Raw genomic sequence first — 18,784 nt, 5'->3', positions numbered from 1 at the left:
CACCGCTCCTGGGCGTCCGGTCCGTACGCGCTCGGTCTGCGGGACGCATATCCAACCTAGCCCGCGCCGGAGCCGGCCGTGCTGGTCGTGTCGCCCGTGGGCGATTCGGGGAACGTGACGAGCGGCACATTCCGCTGCTCGGGTGTGGCGTCGAGAGCGGCGACGATTCCGAAGGCGGCGCCCGCGGCCAGGAGGGCGGCGGCGACGCAGGTCAGGAAGGCGGCAAGCAGTCTGGGCATGGGGATGATCGGCCTCTCGGTCATCGAGGTCTGTCACCCAGCGCGCCGGCCCGGTCCGGCGCCGCCAGTATGAGAGGCGCATTGACAGGTGGTCAAGAGCCGCCTAATTTCGCCGCCACAGGACTGTTACTCCCGGGTACGCATTCTCGCCCCGGTCAGGCTGCACCCCGTGTGTGCGCCTCCTTCCCACACGGCCCACGAGCCCCCTCGCACGTCGCGCCCGTATTGGAGTACCCGTATGCGTCGTTCAATATCACCTTTGTCCCTGATTCTGCTGGGGGTCGGAGTCTTCCTGCTGGTGCTCACCCAGCTGCTGGTCTGGTACGTGGAGCCGCGCGCCAAGCGCACACCGACCGATGTGGACTCCACGACGGTCTTCAGCGGTCGGGGCAGCTACTTCGACACCGGGTCCGTCGCCGAGGTGGACGGCCAGACGCTCACGATCACCCGTCGTGTCCTGGGGGACGTCGCCGCCGGCGAGCGCAGCGGAAACGCGATCTGGGACGTGTCGACCCAGATCGACTCGCCGAAGACGCTCGCGCTGGGCGACCCGCGCAAATCCCTGCAGTGGACCACCGAACGCTGGGTGACCGACCGCCGGACGAACCTGCCGGTGCGCTGCTGCGAGGAGAAGCCCGAGTTCGAGGGCGAGGCCTATCTGAAGTTCCCGTTCGACGTCGAGAAGCGCGCCTACTCCTGGTGGGACAGCACCCTGGGTGCCACCGTGCCGCTGGAGTTCGAGAAGGTCGCGAAGGTCGACGGGCGCGAGGGCTACCGCTTCGTCGGCAAGGTCGAGGCCACCCCGACCGGCACCCGTCTGGTGCCCGGCGTTCTGGTGGGCAGCTCGAAGGGGGGCCAGATCCTCGCGGAGGAGTGGTACTCCAACGCGAGGATCGAGCTGACCGTGGACCAGCGCACGGGCCGGATCATGAACGCGCTGATCGCGCCGAAGAAGACGCTGCGGGCCCCGGGGTCGAAGAAGGACGCGGTCACCCTGCTGGCCAGTGAGGGGCTGGAGTTCACGGAGAAGACCCGGCGCGAGCAGGTCGCGCTGGCCTCCGACGACAGCGGCCGGCTGGCGCTGCTCGGCGAGACCGCGCCGCTCGTGGGCGGCGTGGCGGGCGGTCTGCTGGCGGTCGTCGGCGCCGTGCTGCTGATCCGCGGTCCCCGGCGGGGCGAACACTCAACAGAGTGAGTGAAACGGGCCTGCCCAAAGTCCCGAAATTGTCATCGGCGTGAGTAGCCGGAACGAATGCTCGACCGAACACTGATGTTACCCCGCGGTAAAGCCAACGTGTCCGCTGGAACCGGCCGCCACCCTCGGCTGCCGGCCCCCGCGGTGTCCGCAGTCCCGTCCCCCGCAGTCCCGTGCCCCGCAGTACCCGTACCGCAGTCCCCGTACCCCCGCAGTACCCGTACCGCAGTCCCGTGCCCCGCAGTACCCGTACCCACAGACCCCGTACGAGCCAGCCCAGCGCTTCATCCCCGGAAGCCCGGCACACCCTCATGCGTATCCCCGTGCGCATCCCACCCTCAGCCGCCGAGTTGGAGCACCTCTATGCCCCAGCGCTCGTCCGCCCTGGCCCCCGGCCAGGAGGACTCCCCTTCCGTCCCCGCTCAAGCACGCACCGGCAGCCACGTCACCGACTCGCTCGCCCTCGATCCGCACGCCGCGTCCCCCGTGACGGCCGCGCCGCGTCGGATCACCTTCCTCGCCCGCCGCGACCTGGCCAACCGGGCCGCCGGCGGATCGGAACTGCTCATCGACCGGATAGCCGACGGTCTGACCGCCGACGGCCACGACGTCACGCTCGTGTGCGGAGGTCCGGCCGCCGCACGCGACTACCGGGTGGTCTCCGCGGGAGGCGACGCGAGTCACTTCCTGCATGCCAGGTCGACCTTCGCCCGTGAGGTCGGCGACTGCGACCTGCTGGTCGAAGTGTGCAACGGCATGCCGTACCTCGCACCGCTGTGGCACCGCGGGCCCACGTTGTGCCTGGTCAACCACGTACACACCGATCTCTGGCAGATGCGCTACCCGGGCCCGGCGGCACGGCTCGGACGCAGACTGGAGCACTGGGCACTGGCCGGCACCCATCGCGACAACCTGATGGTGGCCGTCTCCGAGTCGACCGCCGCCGAGCTGCGCGCCATCGGCGTGGCACCGGACCGCATCCGGATCGTCAACAACGGCGTCGAAGAGCCCGCCCCCCTGCTGCCCGAGGCGAGGGAACCGTTGTTCTTGGCCGTCGGCCGGCTGGTGGAGTACAAGCGCGTCGACCTGCTCCTGCGGCTGTGGGAGCGGGTGCGCCCCGTCACCGGCGGCCGGCTCGTCATCGTGGGCGACGGCCCCGAACGGGAGCGGCTCGAAGCCATGGCCGGCCCCTCCGTGACGTTCGCCGGCAGGGTGTCGGAAGCCGAGAAGCACCGGCTGATGTGCGAGGCGTGGCTGCTCCTGCACCCCTCCCTCGTCGAGGGCTGGGGCCTGGTCGTCACCGAGGCGGCCGCGCGGGCCACCCCCGCGATCGGATTCGACATCCCCGGCCTGCGCGACTCCGTCGAGGACGGGGAGACCGGCGTGCTCGCCCGGGGCGAGAGTTCGTTCGCCGCCGCGTGGTGCGCCCTGTCCCTCAGTGCCGACCGGCGCGCGGCCATGGGGCGTGCCGCGGTGCTGCGCGCCAAGCGCTTCCGCTGGAGCGCGACGGTCCGTCAGTTCCAGGCGGTCGCCGCCGAGGCCGTGGCCCGCACCGCGGTCCCCGGACGCGGCAGGAGTGTCCATGACTGAGACCACCGAGCGCGAGCCCGGAGCTCCATCGGCCGACGACACCGCACACGGCTTCGAGAACCCGTCGGCGGGCACCGCCGAACACGGCTTCAAGGACCCGTCGTTGAGGCGGTCGGCCGCCCTCTTCCGGGCGTTCATGCGCGAACCCAGCGACCCCGAGCGGTGCTACACCCTGTTGGCCCGTGACTCGGTCGCCCAGGTGGCACGCCATGTCGATCTGGCCGGCAAGATCGTCGTCGACGTCGGCGGCGGCAGCGGACACTTCACCGAGGAGTTCCGCCGCCGGGGCGCGCAGAGCTACCTCTTCGAGCCCGACCCGCGGGAGCTGAACGCCCGCGGCCGTACCACCGAGGACGCGGTCCTCGCCGACGGGTACCTGCTGCCGCTCGCCGACGGCGTCGCGGACGTGTGCTTCTCGTCCAACGTGCTCGAGCACGTGTCGGATCCGCAGACGTTCATCAGCGAGATGGCGCGGGTCACCCGCCCCGGCGGGCTGATCTACCTGTCGTTCACCAACTGGCTCTCGCCCTGGGGAGGTCACGAGACCGCGCCGTGGCACTACCTCGGGGCGGAGCGGGCCCGCGCGCGCTACGAACGCCGCACCGGCCGCGCGGCCAAGCACACGCTCGGGGAGAACCTCTTCCCCGTCCACATCGGTTCCACCCTGCGGCACGTCCGCGGTCGCGACGACGTGCAGGTCGTGACAGCGCGGTCACGCTACTGGCCGTTCCTCGCGAGCACGATCACCCGGGTGCCGGGACTCCGCGAGATCGCCACCTGGAATCTGCTGCTGATTCTCAGGCGAAGCCCATGAGCATGCGAAGCGAGGAACGGTCATGACCACTACGGTCCAGGCGCCCACCCGGGTGCCGCAGCCCGGCCCGACGCCGGCGGAGGCGTCCGGCGAACCGCGCGGACGCCGCCTGCTGTTCGCTTTCTGGGCCCTCGTCCTGGTGGCGTTCCTCGCGGTGTCACCGGGGAAGATGACGTTCGAGACCAAACTCGGCGTCGCCCTCGACCCCTGGCGCTTCCTCGGCGACCTCGGTTCGCTGTGGAACGGGAACGTCGGCCTCGGCGGCATAGCCAACCAGTACGTCGGCTACGCCTTCCCGGCACTCCCCTACTACGGGCTCATGGACCTGCTGCAGGTGCCGGTCTGGCTGGCCGAACGGCTCTGGCTCTCGGCCATCGTGACCGCCGCGTTCTGGGGCGCGCTCCGGCTCGCCGAGCGGCTGCGCGTGGGGACGCCCGCGACCCGGGTCCTCGGCGCCGTGGCCTACGCGCTGTGGCCCACCTTCACGATCGTCATCGGCTCGACCTCCGCCGCCGCGCTGCCCGGTGCCCTGCTGCCCTGGGTGCTGCTGCCGCTGACCTCCGCGGCGTACAGCCCCCGGAAGGCCGCCGCACGGTCGGCCCTGCTGATCCCCTTCATGGGCGGCGTGAACGCCGCCTCGACACTGGCCGCGCTGCTGCCCGTGGGCCTCTACCTCCTCAGCCGCCCGCCCGGCCGGCGCCGGCGCGCGCTGCTCGGCTGGTGGATCCCGGGCGTCTTCCTCGCCACCGTGTGGTGGGTGGTGCCGCTGCTCCTGCTGGGCGCGTACGGCGAGAACTTCATGCCGTACGTCGAGCAGGCCGACACCACCACCGCCACCATGTCCGCGACCGAGCTGCTGCGCGGCGCCGGCAACTGGGTGGCCTACCTGAACTTCGGTGAGGCGTGGCTGCCCGCCGGCTGGACCGTCGCGACCTCCGTCGTCACCGTCCTCGGCTCGGCGTTCGCCGCGGCGCTCGGCCTCGCCGGCCTGGCACGGCGGGACCTGCCGGAGCGCCGGTGGCTGCTCCTGACCGTCCTGGCCGTCGTCCTGATCGCGCTCGCCGGGTACGCCGGATCCTTCGGCGGTCCCTTCCACGGCGCCGTCCAGGACTGGCTGAACGGGCCGTTGAAGCCGTTCCGCAACATCTACAAGTTCCAGCCGGGACTGGCCCTCGCGCTCGTCCTCGGACTCGCCCATCTGACGGCCGTGCTGTCCGAGAGCAGAGGCTCTCACGCACTCCGCGGTCGCCGCTGGGTGCCCGCGGCCGCGGCCGTGCTCGTCCTGCCCGGTCTGGCGCTCCCGTACGTCAACGGCTCGATCCTCCAGCCCGGAGCGTTCACCAAGCTGCCCACCCACTGGGAGCAGGCCGCCGGCTGGCTCAAGGACCATGCCCGGGACAGCCGGGCCCTGGTCGTCCCCGCGACCGCGCACGGCATCTACACCTGGGGTTCCCCCATCGACCAGCCGTTCGACGTGCTGGCCGAGACCCCCTGGGCACAGCGCGACTTCGTCCCCTTCGGCACCCCCGGAGCACGCCGTATGACGGACGCCGTCGAGCAGGCGCTGCTGTCCGGCGCCGAGGTCCGGGGCCTCCGGGCGTACCTTGCCCGGGCCGGCATGCACGAGGTGGTCGTCCGCAACGACCTCGACCCCGACCAGATCGGCTACGTCCCGCCGCAGACGGTGAAGCGGACCCTGGAGTCGTCCGGCTACCGCAAGGTCACCGGATTCGGCCCGCTGGTGACCGGCGGGCGCATCGCCGCCGGCACCCCGCTCCAGGTCCAGGGGCTCTACCCGCGGCTCCAGGCCGTGGAGATCTACCAGCCGCAGGACGCCGGGAGGCCCGGCAGGGTCGGCGTCTCGGCCGTGGCCGACACGGCCGTGGTCAGTGGCGGACCCGAGGCGCTGCTCCAGCTGTCCGCCGATCCCTCGATGACCGGCCGTCCGGCCGTACTGGCGGGGGACACCCTTCCCAAGGGCGTCGTGGCACCGGTGAAGGCGGTCGCGGACGGACTGCGCCGGGCCGACACCCGGTTCGGCCTGGTCAACAACAACACCTCGTACACCTACACCGCGGACGAGCGCAATCACTCCGGCAGCCTGCAGAACCCGGGCGAGGAGCCCAAGCAGATCCTGCCGTCGGAGGGCACCGGTCACCAGACGACGGCGATGCTGCGCGGCGCCCAGGCCGTGACGGCCTCCAGCAGCGGCAACTGGCTGTTCCACCTGCCGCAGTACGACCCGGTGAACGCCTTCGACGGCAACCCGGACACCGCGTGGGCCGAGGGCAGCCCCGGCGAGCCGGTCGGACAGTGGCTCCGGGTGGACTTCTCCCGGCCGACCGACATCCCGGCCTCGATCCAGCTGACGCCCCTGCCGGGCGACGCCATGCGCGCGGCGCCCACCCAGGTGCGGATCGAGACCGACCGCGGCTCGGCCGACAGCCCCCTGCGGACGGACGGCCTGCCGCAGACCGTCAAGGCCCCCGCCGGTGAGGCCTCCTGGATGAAGATCACCGTCCTTGCCGCTCAGCAGGCGCGCCCGGGACTCTCCGGCGCCGGATTCTCCGAGGTGTCGATCCCGGACGTGCAGGTGACGCGCCTGCTGGAGCTGCCCGCCGACGCGGAGAACACCGACGCGGAGGCGACCGTGTACTCCCTGCACCGCGGTACCGACGCAGGCGGCCTGTCGCCCGCCTCGGCCGAGGTGGGACTGCACCGGCGGTTCAGCACCGAGGAGTCGGGCGAGTACGAGGTGTCCGCGCGAGCCGTCGCCGTACCCGGCGGCGCGCTGGACCGACTGCTCGACCGCTCGGCCCCCGGATCGAAGAACCGGCTGACCGCCGCCGTGGATTCCACCAGCCGCAACGGCACCTCACTCGGCGCCCGCAACCTGGTCGACGGCGATCTGACGACCGCCTGGATCGCCGGCGACCGGCCGGTCGTCCACCTGAGCTGGCCCTCGATGAAGAAGATCGACGAGATCATCCTCGCGCCGGCGGGCGGGGTGTCCACCCGGCCCGAGCAGGTGATGATCAGCTCCCCGCACGGCGCCGCGGTGGCCGACGTGGACGAGAACGGGCGGGTCCGCTTCCCGGCGATCGAGACGAACCGGCTCGACATCTCCCTCACCAGGGTCGCGCCGCTCACCGTTCACAACCCGGTGGCGGACGCGCAGCTGCAACTGCCCGTCGGGCTGAGCGAGGTGCACGTTCCCGCCCTTGCCGACCTGCGGGTGCCGCGGCCGAAGTCGTCCGCCCGCTTCTCGCTGCCGTGCGGTGAGGGTCCTGACCTCGCCGTGGGCGGTGTCCTGCACAAGACGAAGGCCTCCGGGCTCGTCCGGGACCTCACCGAGCGGCGCCCCGTCACCGTCACCCTCTGCGCGGGCGAGGAGAAGGACGGCACCCTGGAGCTCCCGTCCGGCGACCACGAGGTGGAGGCGAGTGACGCGGGCCCGCTGGCGATCACCGACGTCACGCTGACCCGCGGCACCCCGCGGGCCATGGACGGAGCGGCGGGCCGCGAGGCCACCGTCACCAGGTGGGCCGACGACAGCCGGACCGTCTCGGTGTCGGCGGGCGCGGGCGAGGCCGCCTACCTGCGGACCTACGAGAACGCCAACGACGGCTGGAAGGCCACCCTGGACGGCACGGAGCTCGAGCCGGTGCGCCTCGACGGCTGGCAGCAGGCCTGGGTGATCCCGGCCGGCGCCTCCGGCACGGTGACCATGGAGTTCGAGCCCTCCGGTTCGTACCGGACGGCCCTGGCCGGCGGTGCGCTCGCGCTCGTCGCCCTGGCCGCCCTGGCCTTCGTGGGCCGTCGGCGCGACGACGGTGGCACCGACGAGAAGCTGCCCGAACCGGCGGCCCCGGGGATGCTGCTCGGAACGCTGGTGCTGACCGCGGTCGTCGCGGTGGCGGCGGGGCCGCTGGCCCTGGTCGTGCCCGTACTCGCCGTGGCGGCGCGATTCAGGCCGGGTGTGCTGGTCCCGACAGCGGCGGTGGCGATGGGCGGCGCCGGACTCGTCGCGGCCCTGGGCGCCGGGGATCCGGTCGCCGACGGGACCGGCGCGTTCAGCGGCTTGGCGCAGGTGCTCACGCTGGTGGCCCTGTCTGCCGCGCTGGTGACGGCGGTACGGCCGACGGCCGCCGCCGGGCGCGGGGACGGCGACCGGCACGGAGGTGACGACGGATGGGCAGACGGCGACGGGCATGAAGGCGACGGCGGTTCCGCCGCGCCGGAAGCCGGACCGGTGGTCTCGGCCAGGCCGCGAAGCACCGGCGACGGGCACCGGCCGGAGCAGCCCCTCTGGCGGCCGGACGGCGGTGGCCCCTCGTGACCGAGCCGTGCACCGCGGCGGGTACGGGGACCACCCCCGAGAATCTCGGGGGCCCTCCCGGCAGGGTCCGGATTCCCTTTCCGACCGTCGACGAGGTGTCGCGGCACTGCCTCAGCGACGACGAACCGGAGACCGTACACATCGAGGTCCATCTGCCCGGCGGGCTGGACCCGGTACGGCTGCGGGCCGCGTTCCAGCAGGCCCTCCTCACACACCCCCGGGTGCTGGCACGAGAAGTGCCCGGACGTGGACATCGGCGGTCCTTCGCGTGGGAGCTGACCGGTCGACCGGACAGTGATCCGGTGAGTTTCGCCGGGCCGGGACCCGACGCCTTGGCGCGGGCCCGGGCCCGCGCCCTGACGGAATGCCCGCCGCTCTCCCTGGCGCCGCCGATGCGCCTGGATGTCGTCCAGGTGGAAGAGAGCGGGACCGTGCTGCTGCTGACGTTGCATCACACCGCTCTCGACGCCGGGTCGGGGCTGCGGGTGCTCGCCACGACCGCCGAACAGTACGGCGGTACGGCAGCCCTCCCGGTTCCCGGGCGGGTCCGGCCGGAGCGCTCGGGCCCGGCTCCGAGCGGGACCGGCGCCACCGGCCGCACCGTGCGGGCGCGGCCCGTACGGGTCGCGCCGGACTCCCGCCCCGGGCCGGTACGCGCGCGTGCCGTGGGCAACGGCATGGTCCAGGCGGAACTGCCCATTCCGCGGCGTGCGGCGCGAGACGGAGGCCTCCCGCCCTGGACCGTCAACGACCAACTCCTTGTCGCCACCTCACTGATGGTGGGGCGCTGGAACGTCTCGCGGGGCCGGCCGGCCGGTCCGGTACGGCTCACGATGCCCGTGGACGACCGTCCACGCGGCACGGACATGCCGATGGGCAACGGAACCCGGCTCGTCGAGGTGGCCATGACCTCCGAGGACCCGCGCGACACGGAGCGGCTGCTCGGTGAGCGGCCTGATCCGGAGGCCGTGGCCCGGCTGCTGCGCACCACCGCACGGCGCACCCGCGCGCTGAAGTCGGCACAGGGCGCCCCTATGGGCGCCGGGGCGAGCCTGCTGACCGCACCCCTGCTGCCGGTCGGCGCACGGGGCGTGCTCACCCGCGGCGCACGGCGGGCGGCGGCGTCCTGGACGTCGACGGCGCTGGTCACCAACCTCGGACGCGTGCCGTACGCGCTGGACTTCGGCGACGCGGGCCGGGCGACGGCCGTGTGGTTCTCCGCACCGGCGCGGATGCCGCGGGGACTGAGCTTGGCGGCGGCTTCCACCGGCGGGCGACTGCATGTGACGTTGCGCTGGTCGCGGGCGCTGCTCGGTGACGCGGCAGGCACGGAACTGGCGGGCCTGTTCGCGGAGTCGCTGTCGACGACGTCTCTCGGTCAGGCCGGGGACGACACACCGCGTCCGGACACGACGCCGGTGGGAACCCGCTCCACCCAGGACAACCACAAGAGGCCGTCATGACCACCTCAGCCAACGTCTCGGCAGCCACCGACCCGGAAGCAGCCGACTCGGAAGTAGCCGACCTGGAAGTTGCCGACTCGGAAGTAGCCGACTCGGAAGCCGAGTCGGGAGTTGCCGACTCGGAAGTGGTCGATAAGTCGCCCGCGACGGAGGCGACTTCGTCGGCCCCGCGCGCCCCCGGGCTGCGGGACTTCTACGAGAACCCCACCGTTCCCGTCGCCTCCGGGGAGGCCCGGACACTGCGGCAGGCCCGGATGCTGGCCGACGCGCTCGGCCCCGTGGGGCCCGGCCGCCCGGCCGCGACCGTGCTCGACGTGGGCTGCGGGGACGGTTCGGCGGGCGCGATCGCGGCCCGCGTGCTCGGCGGGCACCGCGTCGTGGGGATCGACTGGTCGCAGGACGCCCTGCGCCGGGCGGCCCCGCGCCTGAGCCAGGTCGTCCGCGGCGAGCTGACCGGCAGCGGGCTGCCGTTCGCCTCCGGCAGTGCCGACGCCGTCCTGTTCAGCGAGGTCGTCGAGCACCTCGTCGACCCCGACAGCGCCCTCGACGAACTGCGCAGGGTCCTGCGCCCCGGCGGGCATCTCATGCTCTCCACGCCGAATCTCGGCGCCTGGTACAACCGCGCGCTGCTGCTCGCCGGAGTCCAGCCGGTGTTCTCCGAGGTGAGTCTGCGGCGCATCCACGGCAGGCCGGGCAGCGAGGTCGTGGGCCATCTGCGGCTGTACACGGCACGCGCGTTGCGCGAGTTCGTGGCCGCGTCCGGGTTCGAGGTGGTGAAGCTCGCCGGCGCGCCGTTCCACGGAGTCCCGCGCCCGCTCCGGCCGCTGGACCGGCTGGCCTGCGGGGCGCCGTCGCTCGCCTCCATTCTCCTCGTGCATGCGAGAAAGGTGTAGCCCGTGGTGTGGGGTGTGGCCGCCGCGCTGGTGGCGAACGTCCTGTACAGCACCGGCTTCGTCCTGGAGAAGCGGGCGCTGGCCGGCATGCCGCCGTTGAGCGCCGCACAGCCGGGCCGGGCCCTCCTGCTGCTGGCCGGCCGGCCCTTGTGGATCTGCGGGGCCGTGGCGCTCGCCCTCGGGTTCGCCGCGCAGCTGGCCGTCTACCGCACCCTGCCGATCGCCGCCGCCCAGGGTCTGTTCCTGTCCGGTCTCGTCCTCCTCCTCGTGCTCTCGTCGGTGGTTCTCGGCGAGCGGCCCTCCGGCCGCGAGCGGCGTGCGGTGGCCGTCATCGGTCTGGCGCTCGTGATGGTGGTGGCCTCGCTGTACGAGACCAGCGAGGAGATCAGCCGTACCGCTCCCACCGGAATCCTGCTGACCCTGTGCCTGCCGACCCTCGCGGCCGGTCTCGTGCTCTACGCGGCCGCGGAGCGGCGTGCCCGCCGACGGCATCGGCAGCCGACCACCGGGGTGGCCTACGCGGTCGCCGTCGGTCTGATCTACGGCGTCAGCTCGCTCGCGATCAAGGGCGTCTCCGGGCACCTGGACACCGAGGACCTCATGGGCTCCGTGCCCGCCGTGCTGGCCTCCCCGTACCCGTACCTCCTGCTGCTGACAGGCGTCAGCGGACTGGTGCTGTCGCAGACCGCCCTGCAGCGCTGCCGGGCGTCCCTGATCGTCCCGGTGTGTTCGACGGTGAGCTGCGTGTTCTCCATCGTGAGCGGCACGATCGCGTTCGACGAGCCGCTGCCCGACGACCCGTTGCGGCTGTTACTGCGTCTCGGCGGCACCGTACTGGCACTGACGGTCCTGCTCACCCTGCCGCGACACGAGACGAACACCCCCACTCCCGAAGGAACCCGGTCATGAAGCCCGACAGCCCGCTGCTGAAGATCCTCGCCTGTCCGCTCGACAAGGGGCCGTTGATCCTGGACGAGATCGAGGGCGCGCTCTACAACCCGCGCCTGCGCCGGCGCTACCCGATCGTCGACGGCATCCCGCAACTGCTTCCCTCCTCCGGTGTGATCGCCGTCTCCGAGGAACCCGCCGCCGGGAGCGAACACGCGGTGTGAGCCACTCCTGCCGGCCGACCGCGGTCGGCTTGCGGGGCGGCGGCGACGGTCGCATAGTCCGAGGTATGGACGCGCGTGAGGCTGCGCTCCGACAGGCGTACGACCATGCTGTCCGGTGGCTGGCGAGCCTGTCCGACCGCCGGATCCCCGCCCGCGCTTCGGTCGACGAGATCGTGAGCGCGCTCGGTGCCGAACTGCCTGTCGGCCCCGGGACGCCCGCCGACGTCGTCGATCTGCTGGCCACGGCCTGTGAGCCGGGGCTCACCGCGTTCCCCAGCGGCCGCTTCTACGGGTTCGTGGTGGGCGGCACCGAGCCGGCCGCGCTGGCTGCCGACTGGCTGGTCAGCGCCTGGGACCAGAATTGTGTGATGCGCACCGTATCGCCCGCGTACGCGGCTGCGGAGGAGGTCGCCGGCGCCTGGTTGCTCGATCTGCTCGGCCTGCCGAGGGACAGCTCCGTAGGCTTCACCACGGGTGCGACGATGGCGAACTTCACGTGCCTCGCAGCCGGGCGGGACACGGTGCTGCGGCGCACCGGCTGGAACGTCGCCCGCGACGGCCTCACGGGTGGCCCGCACGTGCGTGTGGTCGCCGGCGAGTCCCGACACATGGCCATCGACCTGGCCTTGCGCTACCTCGGGCTCGGTCGGCCCGACCTGGTGACGGCAGACGATCAAGGACGCATCGAGCCCGAGGCCCTGCGGAAGGCGCTGACGGCCGGCGGACAGAGCCCCACGATCGTGATCCTCCAGGCCGGCGACATACATTCCGGCGCCTTCGATCCCTTCGCCGCGAGCATCCGTGCGGCGCGCGAGGCAGACGCCTGGGTCCATGTCGACGGCGCGTTCGGACTGTGGGCAGCCGCCTCGCCGCGCTACGCCCACCTGACGGCGGGCTGCGCGGACGCGGACTCCTGGGCGACGGACGCCCACAAGACGTTGAACGTCCCCTACGACTGCGGACTCGCGATCGTGCGCGACGCGTCCGCGGTCCGGGCGGCGATGGGCCAGCGGGGCGACTACCTCATCCAGCACGAGCACGGCGACCCCATCGACAAGGTGCCCGAACTCTCGCGGCGCGGCAGAGCGTTCACCGTATGGGCCGCCCTCAGGTCCCTCGGCCGATCAGGCGTCTCCGACCTCGTCGAGCGGCTGTGTCGCCACGCCTCCGCGTTCGCCGCCGGCATCGCCGGGATCGACGGCGCGACCGTTCTCAACGAGGTCGCGTTCACGCAGGTCTGCGCCGAGTTCGGCAGCGACGCGCGCACCGACCGGGTACTCGCCCGGCTGCTCGACGACGGCACGGCGTGGATCAGCGGCTCCACCTGGCACGGCAGACGCGTCATGCGGATCTCGGTGAGCAACTGGTCGACCACCGACGACGATGTGGCGCGCACGCTCGACGCGATCCGGCGCGCGGCCGCCGGGGCCTGACGACCTCTACTCGGACAACGCTCTTCGCGGCCCCGTCAGGCACCTCGCAGGGGGTTCCCGCAGCACCCCATAGTGAGCACGCGCACTCCGGACGTCAGAACTATGGTGCCCCACCACATACGCCCCTGACCTGCCACTTCCTACGGTGTGGCGACACCGAATCGTCCCCGTACCTGCCTGGAAGTGGTGCACATGGCCGCCGCAACACCCTCCCCGACGCCACCCGGTTCCCTCAAGCGGATCGTCGCCGCCAGCCTCATCGGCACCACCATCGAGTGGTACGACAACTCATCAGACTGAAGCTCCGACCTGCGCTTTCGTCGTCGCCAGGCCCCCGAAGTCAGCACCAAACCAGCACGGGAAAAAGCCGTGCTGATCGCAGGTACGAACGCGATCTAGGGCCTGTCCAGCGGATCATGTGACGGTCGCCTCGCGTCGGGACCATTCTTCGGTTCGTGGGGCGGGGTGATCTGACGAATGACGAGTGGGCGCGGCTTGCGCCCCATCTGCCGAAGACCGGCGGCCGGGGCGGGCGTTGGAACGACCACCGAACAGTGATCAACGGGGTCCTGTTCCGGGTCCGCACGGGAGTCCCGTGGCGGGATCTGCCGAACCGGTTCGGGAACTGGAAGACGGTCTATGAGCCCATCAGCACGCTGCCGGGGCTCAGCGCAGGACGCCGCGAGTTCCGAAGCGGAGATCAACACCTCGGCAGCACCGCTCCGACGAAGGGCTCGGCCGTTCGCGGGGCGGTCTGACCTCCAAGATCCACCTTGCCGGGGAAGGTGGCCTCCGCCCTCTGGCGCTGCTGATCACTCCTGGTCAGTGGGGCGACAGCCCGCAGCTGATCCCAGTCCTCGAACCCGGAACCGAAGGACCAGCGGGCCAACCGCAGGCGCCGAGGAAGCCGAGGAGGCCGGCCAGCGGGCTTCGACAAGGAGACATACAAGCGCCGCAACGAGGTCGAGCGCACGATCAACCGGCTCAAGCACTTCCGCGCAGTGGCTACGCGCTACGACAAGCGCGCCTTCGTCTTCCACGGCACTGTCACCGTGGCCTCCCTCCGCCTGTGGCTCAGCCCGTGAGCGGGCGGATATTACGGTGGCCGCCTGATTCGCTTCCCTGCCACGATCTGGGGGTGAATACGTTGTTCCTGATGGTCGGCCTGCCAGGGGCCGGGAAGACCACTCGGGCTCGGCAGCTCGCCGCGAAGCACGGCGCGCTGCGTCTGACACCCGACGACTGGATGATTCCCCTGTTCGGTGAGGCGGAGGCCGACGGGAAGCGCGACGTGCTGGAGGGGCGCATGCTCTGGCTCGCCCTTGAGGCGGTCAGACTCGGCACCAACGTCGTCGTGGACTACGGCTGCTGGTCACGGGACGAACGGTCCGCGATCCGCTGGCTCGTGGAGGCCGAGGGAGCGTGCTTCCACATGGTCTACCTGCCGGTGGACGAGGAGACCCAACGCGCCCGTATCGCCCACCGCTGGGCGACCAACCCCGAAGAGACACTGCCGATGTCCGAGACAGACATCATGCACGGGCGCGCGCATTTCGAGGAGCCCGACGCGGCAGAGTTCGAGGGCCACAGGGCCGCCGGCCCGCCGCCCGGGTGGGTCGACTGGCGGGAGTGGGCCGCCGACCGGTGGCCCTCGTTCGCGTGACTGCTGCGGCCCACGACGACTCACCCGTACCAGGCGTGCCCTGCACCAGCCCGAAATGATCCGTCGGACAGGCCCTAGGCCTCGGACCCCCGGCCGACGGGGAAGCCCCGATTGGCCAGGTCCGTTCCCGTTCTCCGACAGAGGCGACGCATTCCGGCAGGACCCCCGCACCGCCTGCCGAATCCTTCCGCACCAATCGGCTCAAGCAGCACAGGGCCGTCGCAACTCGGTACGACGAACTCGCCGTCCGCTACGAAGCCACAGTGCTGGTCGCGGCCATCAACGAATGGCTGTGATCAGCACAACCGTGACGTTGCCTACGGCTCGTACAGCGGCAGGAAGTGGACGACCGCTTGCTCGTAGGGATGGGCATCGCGGACAGCCTGCCGGACGGTCGCGGCCTGATCTGCGTCACAGACAGATTCGATTCGGCACTCCTCGCTGTGCTGAACGACTCCCACCTCACCTTCGTACGGCTGCGCGCCAGGCAGAGCCTGCCAGTTGCCGGTCACTTTCCAGATGCTGGAACACCGCGCGTACTCGCCCACCCGTCCTGCACCGGCGGTGTGGAGAGCTTCGATCACAGCCGCCGCGTGACTCTCGGGAACGGATATCTCGATCTTCAGGCGCGTCATGCCTGGACCCTAGCAACCGTGTGACAAGCACTTTCACAACAGGCCTAGTGGGGGTTGAGGGGTGGGATCCGGCCGGATTCACTTTCAAGGCGTCAGAATCCGGGAACTTGTGCGTACCGGTGATGACGTCGGCCCAGGAGGCGACGGCCAACGCCGTGGCGCCGGGAACGCGGCGCAGACGTAGCGCCTGTAGGTGACCCGCACCCGGGACAGGCGCAGGACGCGCGGGCCCGTCCGCTCCAGACCCGCACAGCCACGACGGGCCGTCGAAGACGGTCGGAGGCCTGGACACCCTCGTCCCACACGCGGTCTCTGGCCGCCTCATCCGAGGGTGACCGTGGCGGCTCCTCGGGCCTCCGCGAGACGCTCACCGGACAGTCCTACGAACTCGACGCTGATGACGTAGTTGCTGGCCTTGCTGCTGCGGTGGGCGACGCCCAGATCAGCATGGGCCATTTCGTGGAGGCGGTCACCTCGCAGGCCGTGATCGTCACGTCGCCTTCCGGCCCCTCCGGATCGACGCGGCTCGGGTTGTCCACCTTCGGGACCAGCGCCGCGATCCCGATCACGGTGAGAAGTGCGATACCTCCCAGGGTCAGAAGTAGCAGCGCCGGGTCGGGCCACAGGTTGCGGAGAGGCGGCGCCGCGGGCCGGGGGGACTATTCCTCCGACAGCCGTGCCATGTCGGACACCGGTCCGAGGTGGCCAAGCTTGTCGGGGTTGGACACGGAGTGGATCGCCCGAATCACACCGTCGACGATGTCGAGCTCGACCACGTTGACCACCCGGCCCTCAGGGTCGTACGTGACGGCGCCGGGGCGACTGTTGACCCAGGCCGGACGGAGGCCGGCACCGAGGCTCCGGATCCGGCGGATCCCCCCGACGAGCAGCTGTCCGACGCGCTGCGGCTCGGCCACCGGATTCCTGGTCGCACGCGCCTTGCCACCGCCGTCCCCGTAGTACACGACATCGGGCGCGAGCATGCCGAGCAGCGCGTCCAGGTCGCCACCCTCAGCCGCCTCGAAGAACGTGCGGGCGAGTTCCTCGCCCTCGGCCCGCTTGGCGAGGGGCGGCACGCTGTCCGCGTCCGGCCCAGCCGCGGTGATGCGCTTCTTGGCACGGGCGAAGATCTGGCGGCAGTTCGTCTCGGACTTCCCGGTGGTCCTCGCCACGTCCGTGTAGTCGTACCCGAACACCTCGCGCAGCATGAACACTGCCCGCTCCACCGGGGAGAGGGCCTCCAGCAGCACGAGGAAGGCCATGGACAGTGAGTCGGCCAGCTCGGCGTGCTCGACCGGTCCCGGCCGGTCATTGGTCACGACGACCGGTTCGGGCAGCCAGTTCCCCACATAGGTCTCCCTCCGTACCCGTGCCGAGCTCAGGTGGTTGATCCCCAACCGCGTCACGGCTGTGGTCAGGTACGCCTTTGGTGCGGAGATCGCGGTACCCGCCCGGTGCGCCCGGGTCAGGCCGAGGAAGGCGTCCTGGACGAGGTCCTCGGCGTCGCCCACCGACCCGGTCATCCCGTAGGCGATGGAGAACATCAGCGGTCGGTAGCCGGCCTCGTCCGTCCCATCCGTTGCTCCCGACATCGGACCCCTCCCCCACCTCGCGGACGACGGCGCTCAGTCCGAGCGCGCCGCCCCGACTGCCCATTCCAAGATCCACAGAATGCGCAGAGGGTATCCGAGGGGTTTCGGTCGGCCGTCGGCGGTCCATCGCAGCCCGAAGGGGAGACGCACGTCACATCGGCCCCTGTCACAGGCTGCCGGGGTGCCCTGTCTTAGAGGGCGACAGCGAACAGCAGGAACAAGAACAGCAGGAACAAAAGGAGTGCACGATGAACGCTCGACTGAACTTCATGACCAGCCCCGTCGCCGTGATCCAGCAGCCCGCGGGCGACTACCAGCCCGGCCGGCACGGCTGACGATCCGCCCGTCACGCGACCGCCAGACCCCCGCTCCCCCCTCCCCGCTCCCCGAGCCGACACCACGCAAGGACACATCCCATGAACCTCGCCCTGTGGATCGTCACCGGACTGCTCGCCGCCGCCTACCTGCTCGGCGGCGCCTTCAAGGTGATCACGCCGAAGGAGAAGATCGCCGCCAGCGGCCCCAGCGCCCGCTGGGCCGAGGACTTCAGCGCCGGCGGCATCAAAACCATCGGAGCCCTCGAAGTGCTGGCCGCGGTGGGCCTGGTCCTGCCCGCAGTGCTCGGCAACGCACCGGTTCTGGTCCCGCTGGCAGCCCTCGGCCTGGTGCTGATGATGACCGGCGCGGCGATCACCCGCATACGGCGTCACGAGACCACGTTCATGGTGGTGGACCTGGTCTACCTCGCCCTGGCCGCCTTCGTGATGTGGGGCCGCTTCGGCCCCGAGTCCTTCACGGCCTGACCGGGGCATCGTCCGGCAGCGAAGACGCTTCGTTCACAGCAACGGGTCACAACAGGCTGTCAGACGCAGGACGGCCTGCACGCTGACACCACAGACTGTGCCTTCTCGACGGAGTGCGGGCAGGCGACAGACAGGAGAACGGTGAGGACCATACGACAGACCCTGGCGGACATCATGGACGCCGCGGCGAACGGGAACTTCCCGGTACCCGACGGCGGCACCACCGTGGTACCCGCCCCGAACCAACGCGACACCGGAGTGCTCGCCTTCACCGCGCACTCGGTCGTGTTCACCGACGAGGACCCCAACTGGGTCCACGAGACGCTGGCGGCGATGGGCTGCGACGAACTGGCCGCCACCATGAACCCGCGGTTTCTGAGCGCCCTCCTCGACCGGACAGGACGATCCACCGACACGATCGACCTCCTGACCGTCGCGTCCTCCCTCCCCGGCCGCCCCGCCCTGGACCTGCGGGAGATCACCGATCCGGTCCATCCCAGAGTGGTTCGCGCGCACCGGCGACGCGACGGCGTACGTGCGTGGGCCACCGACGGCGGAATCCTTGTCCTCGGCCGTGGTGTCGCCGGCCGCTGGGAGGCCGCGATCGAAGTGGACGAGGACGCGCGACACCGCGGCCTCGGCAGGGAACTGGCCACTGCTGCCCGCCACCTCGTACCCCCGGGCGAGTCGGTCTGGTCGCAGCAGGCGGCCGGCAATGCCCGCAGCGTCCGCGCCTTCCAGGCAGCCGGATATCGCCCCGTGGGCGCGGAGGCACTGCTCCTGCCGGCATAGGGCGTGGGTGACGGCCTGGCGCAGGCTGCGGGACTGGACCGGCCGGCGCCTGGCCACGCCCGCACGTCGCCCTGCTGACCGGACTTCGCCACGCCGGCCTGCTGGACTCGCCGGTCGCCCACTCGAATTGGCCCGCGGCCTGCTATGCATGCGCCGGCTCCCGCGGACGGCCATACGCTGTGTCAGTAGGGAGGCGAGCCTCAGACCCATTCGCGTCGTGC

At 71.4% G+C, this 18,784-nt stretch carries 16 protein-coding genes and 1 pseudogene; 13 read left to right on the top strand and 4 right to left on the bottom strand.

Annotation, left to right across the window (positions count from 1 at the left end):
- Positions 1 to 56: 56 nt before the first annotated feature.
- Entirely contained in the window at positions 57 to 239 is a 183-nt protein-coding gene (locus N5875_RS34135; RefSeq protein ID WP_318206401.1) for a hypothetical protein, read from the bottom strand.
- 238 nt (positions 240 to 477) lie between these two features.
- Here N5875_RS34135 and N5875_RS34130 point away from each other — a divergent pair, with 238 nt between their 5' ends.
- The 11 genes and pseudogenes from N5875_RS34130 (at position 478) to N5875_RS34080 (ending at position 14,741) form a co-directional block, all read left to right on the top strand.
- On the top strand, positions 478 to 1,434 hold the full coding sequence (locus N5875_RS34130; RefSeq protein ID WP_338498096.1) for a DUF3068 domain-containing protein: 957 nt from the start codon (positions 478 to 480) through the stop codon (positions 1,432 to 1,434).
- Positions 1,435 to 1,797: 363 nt separating this feature from the next.
- Positions 1,798 to 3,024 carry a glycosyltransferase family 4 protein gene (locus N5875_RS34125; RefSeq protein WP_338498094.1) on the top strand — a complete coding sequence of 409 codons (1,227 nt, stop codon included), beginning with the start codon at positions 1,798 to 1,800 and terminating at the stop codon, positions 3,022 to 3,024.
- A gap of 136 nt (positions 3,025 to 3,160) precedes the next feature.
- The gene (locus N5875_RS34120; protein ID WP_051874361.1) at positions 3,161 to 3,838 is read left to right on the top strand and encodes a class I SAM-dependent methyltransferase; all 678 of its coding nucleotides are present in this window, start codon (positions 3,161 to 3,163) and stop codon (positions 3,836 to 3,838) included.
- A gap of 22 nt (positions 3,839 to 3,860) precedes the next feature.
- Positions 3,861 to 8,177 carry an alpha-(1->3)-arabinofuranosyltransferase family protein gene (locus N5875_RS34115; protein WP_338498093.1) on the top strand — a complete coding sequence of 1,439 codons (4,317 nt, stop codon included), beginning with the start codon at positions 3,861 to 3,863 and terminating at the stop codon, positions 8,175 to 8,177.
- A gap of 95 nt (positions 8,178 to 8,272) precedes the next feature.
- Positions 8,273 to 9,640 (top strand): condensation protein, encoded by a 1,368-nt coding sequence (locus tag N5875_RS34110; RefSeq protein WP_338498091.1) that lies wholly within the window; start codon positions 8,273 to 8,275, stop codon positions 9,638 to 9,640.
- Complete coding sequence (locus N5875_RS34105) at positions 9,637 to 10,533, top strand: methyltransferase domain-containing protein (RefSeq protein ID WP_318206406.1); 897 nt, start codon at positions 9,637 to 9,639, stop codon at positions 10,531 to 10,533. The genes N5875_RS34110 and N5875_RS34105 overlap by 4 nt, the downstream gene beginning before the upstream one ends.
- A gap of 3 nt (positions 10,534 to 10,536) precedes the next feature.
- Positions 10,537 to 11,442, top strand: coding sequence for a DMT family transporter (locus N5875_RS34100; protein ID WP_318206407.1), 906 nt, complete (start codon positions 10,537 to 10,539; stop codon positions 11,440 to 11,442).
- 53 nt (positions 11,443 to 11,495) lie between these two features.
- Positions 11,496 to 11,645: a Trm112 family protein gene (locus N5875_RS34095; RefSeq protein WP_338499346.1), complete on the top strand. Its 150-nt coding sequence runs from the start codon at positions 11,496 to 11,498 to the stop codon at positions 11,643 to 11,645.
- 65 nt (positions 11,646 to 11,710) lie between these two features.
- Entirely contained in the window at positions 11,711 to 13,078 is a 1,368-nt protein-coding gene (locus N5875_RS34090) for a pyridoxal-dependent decarboxylase (protein WP_338498088.1), read from the top strand.
- A 455-nt stretch (positions 13,079 to 13,533) separates the two neighbouring features.
- Positions 13,534 to 14,163: pseudogene (locus tag N5875_RS34085) on the top strand (transposase).
- 53 nt (positions 14,164 to 14,216) lie between these two features.
- Positions 14,217 to 14,741 carry an ATP-binding protein gene (locus N5875_RS34080; protein WP_030317782.1) on the top strand — a complete coding sequence of 175 codons (525 nt, stop codon included), beginning with the start codon at positions 14,217 to 14,219 and terminating at the stop codon, positions 14,739 to 14,741.
- A gap of 317 nt (positions 14,742 to 15,058) precedes the next feature.
- Here the strand turns inward: N5875_RS34080 and N5875_RS34075 are convergent, their stop codons facing one another.
- From N5875_RS34075 to sigJ, 3 genes are all read right to left on the bottom strand, one after another.
- Complete coding sequence (locus tag N5875_RS34075; RefSeq protein WP_338498087.1) at positions 15,059 to 15,376, bottom strand: hypothetical protein; 318 nt, start codon at positions 15,374 to 15,376, stop codon at positions 15,059 to 15,061.
- A gap of 321 nt (positions 15,377 to 15,697) precedes the next feature.
- Positions 15,698 to 15,832: a hypothetical protein gene (locus tag N5875_RS34070; protein ID WP_318206411.1), complete on the bottom strand. Its 135-nt coding sequence runs from the start codon at positions 15,830 to 15,832 to the stop codon at positions 15,698 to 15,700.
- 203 nt (positions 15,833 to 16,035) lie between these two features.
- Positions 16,036 to 16,968, bottom strand: coding sequence for an RNA polymerase sigma factor SigJ (sigJ, locus tag N5875_RS34065; protein ID WP_338498086.1), 933 nt, complete (start codon positions 16,966 to 16,968; stop codon positions 16,036 to 16,038).
- Positions 16,969 to 17,384: 416 nt separating this feature from the next.
- On the opposite strand from sigJ, the gene N5875_RS34060 reads away from it, so the two are divergent.
- Both N5875_RS34060 and N5875_RS34055 read left to right on the top strand, forming a co-directional pair.
- Positions 17,385 to 17,771: a DoxX family protein gene (locus N5875_RS34060; protein ID WP_318206413.1), complete on the top strand. Its 387-nt coding sequence runs from the start codon at positions 17,385 to 17,387 to the stop codon at positions 17,769 to 17,771.
- 150 nt (positions 17,772 to 17,921) lie between these two features.
- Positions 17,922 to 18,563 (top strand): GNAT family N-acetyltransferase, encoded by a 642-nt coding sequence (locus N5875_RS34055; RefSeq protein WP_338499345.1) that lies wholly within the window; start codon positions 17,922 to 17,924, stop codon positions 18,561 to 18,563.
- Positions 18,564 to 18,784 lie beyond the last annotated feature (221 nt).

It is taken from the genome of Streptomyces sp. SJL17-4, from assembly GCF_036826855.1.
Taxonomy (GTDB): Bacteria; Actinomycetota; Actinomycetes; order Streptomycetales; family Streptomycetaceae; genus Streptomyces.
The sequence above is the reverse complement of the archived record's forward strand: the minus strand, read 5'-3'. Positions and strand labels throughout refer to the sequence as shown.

What these genes read in the sequence shown, in the direction of transcription:
- N5875_RS34135 (WP_318206401.1), bottom strand. Translation starts at nt 239, where the DNA reads ATGCCCAGACTGCTTGCCGCCTTCCTGACCTGCGTCGCCGCCGCCCTC.
- N5875_RS34130 (WP_338498096.1), top strand. Translation starts at nt 478, where the DNA reads ATGCGTCGTTCAATATCACCTTTGTCCCTGATTCTGCTGGGGGTCGGA.
- N5875_RS34125 (WP_338498094.1), top strand. Translation starts at nt 1,798, where the DNA reads ATGCCCCAGCGCTCGTCCGCCCTGGCCCCCGGCCAGGAGGACTCCCCT.
- N5875_RS34120 (WP_051874361.1), top strand. Translation starts at nt 3,161, where the DNA reads ATGCGCGAACCCAGCGACCCCGAGCGGTGCTACACCCTGTTGGCCCGT.
- N5875_RS34115 (WP_338498093.1), top strand. Translation starts at nt 3,861, where the DNA reads ATGACCACTACGGTCCAGGCGCCCACCCGGGTGCCGCAGCCCGGCCCG.
- N5875_RS34105 (WP_318206406.1), top strand. Translation starts at nt 9,637, where the DNA reads ATGACCACCTCAGCCAACGTCTCGGCAGCCACCGACCCGGAAGCAGCC.
- N5875_RS34090 (WP_338498088.1), top strand. Translation starts at nt 11,711, where the DNA reads ATGGACGCGCGTGAGGCTGCGCTCCGACAGGCGTACGACCATGCTGTC.
- N5875_RS34075 (WP_338498087.1), bottom strand. Translation starts at nt 15,376, where the DNA reads ATGACGCGCCTGAAGATCGAGATATCCGTTCCCGAGAGTCACGCGGCG.
- N5875_RS34070 (WP_318206411.1), bottom strand. Translation starts at nt 15,832, where the DNA reads ATGGCCCATGCTGATCTGGGCGTCGCCCACCGCAGCAGCAAGGCCAGC.
- sigJ (WP_338498086.1), bottom strand. Translation starts at nt 16,968, where the DNA reads ATGTCGGGAGCAACGGATGGGACGGACGAGGCCGGCTACCGACCGCTG.
- N5875_RS34060 (WP_318206413.1), top strand. Translation starts at nt 17,385, where the DNA reads ATGAACCTCGCCCTGTGGATCGTCACCGGACTGCTCGCCGCCGCCTAC.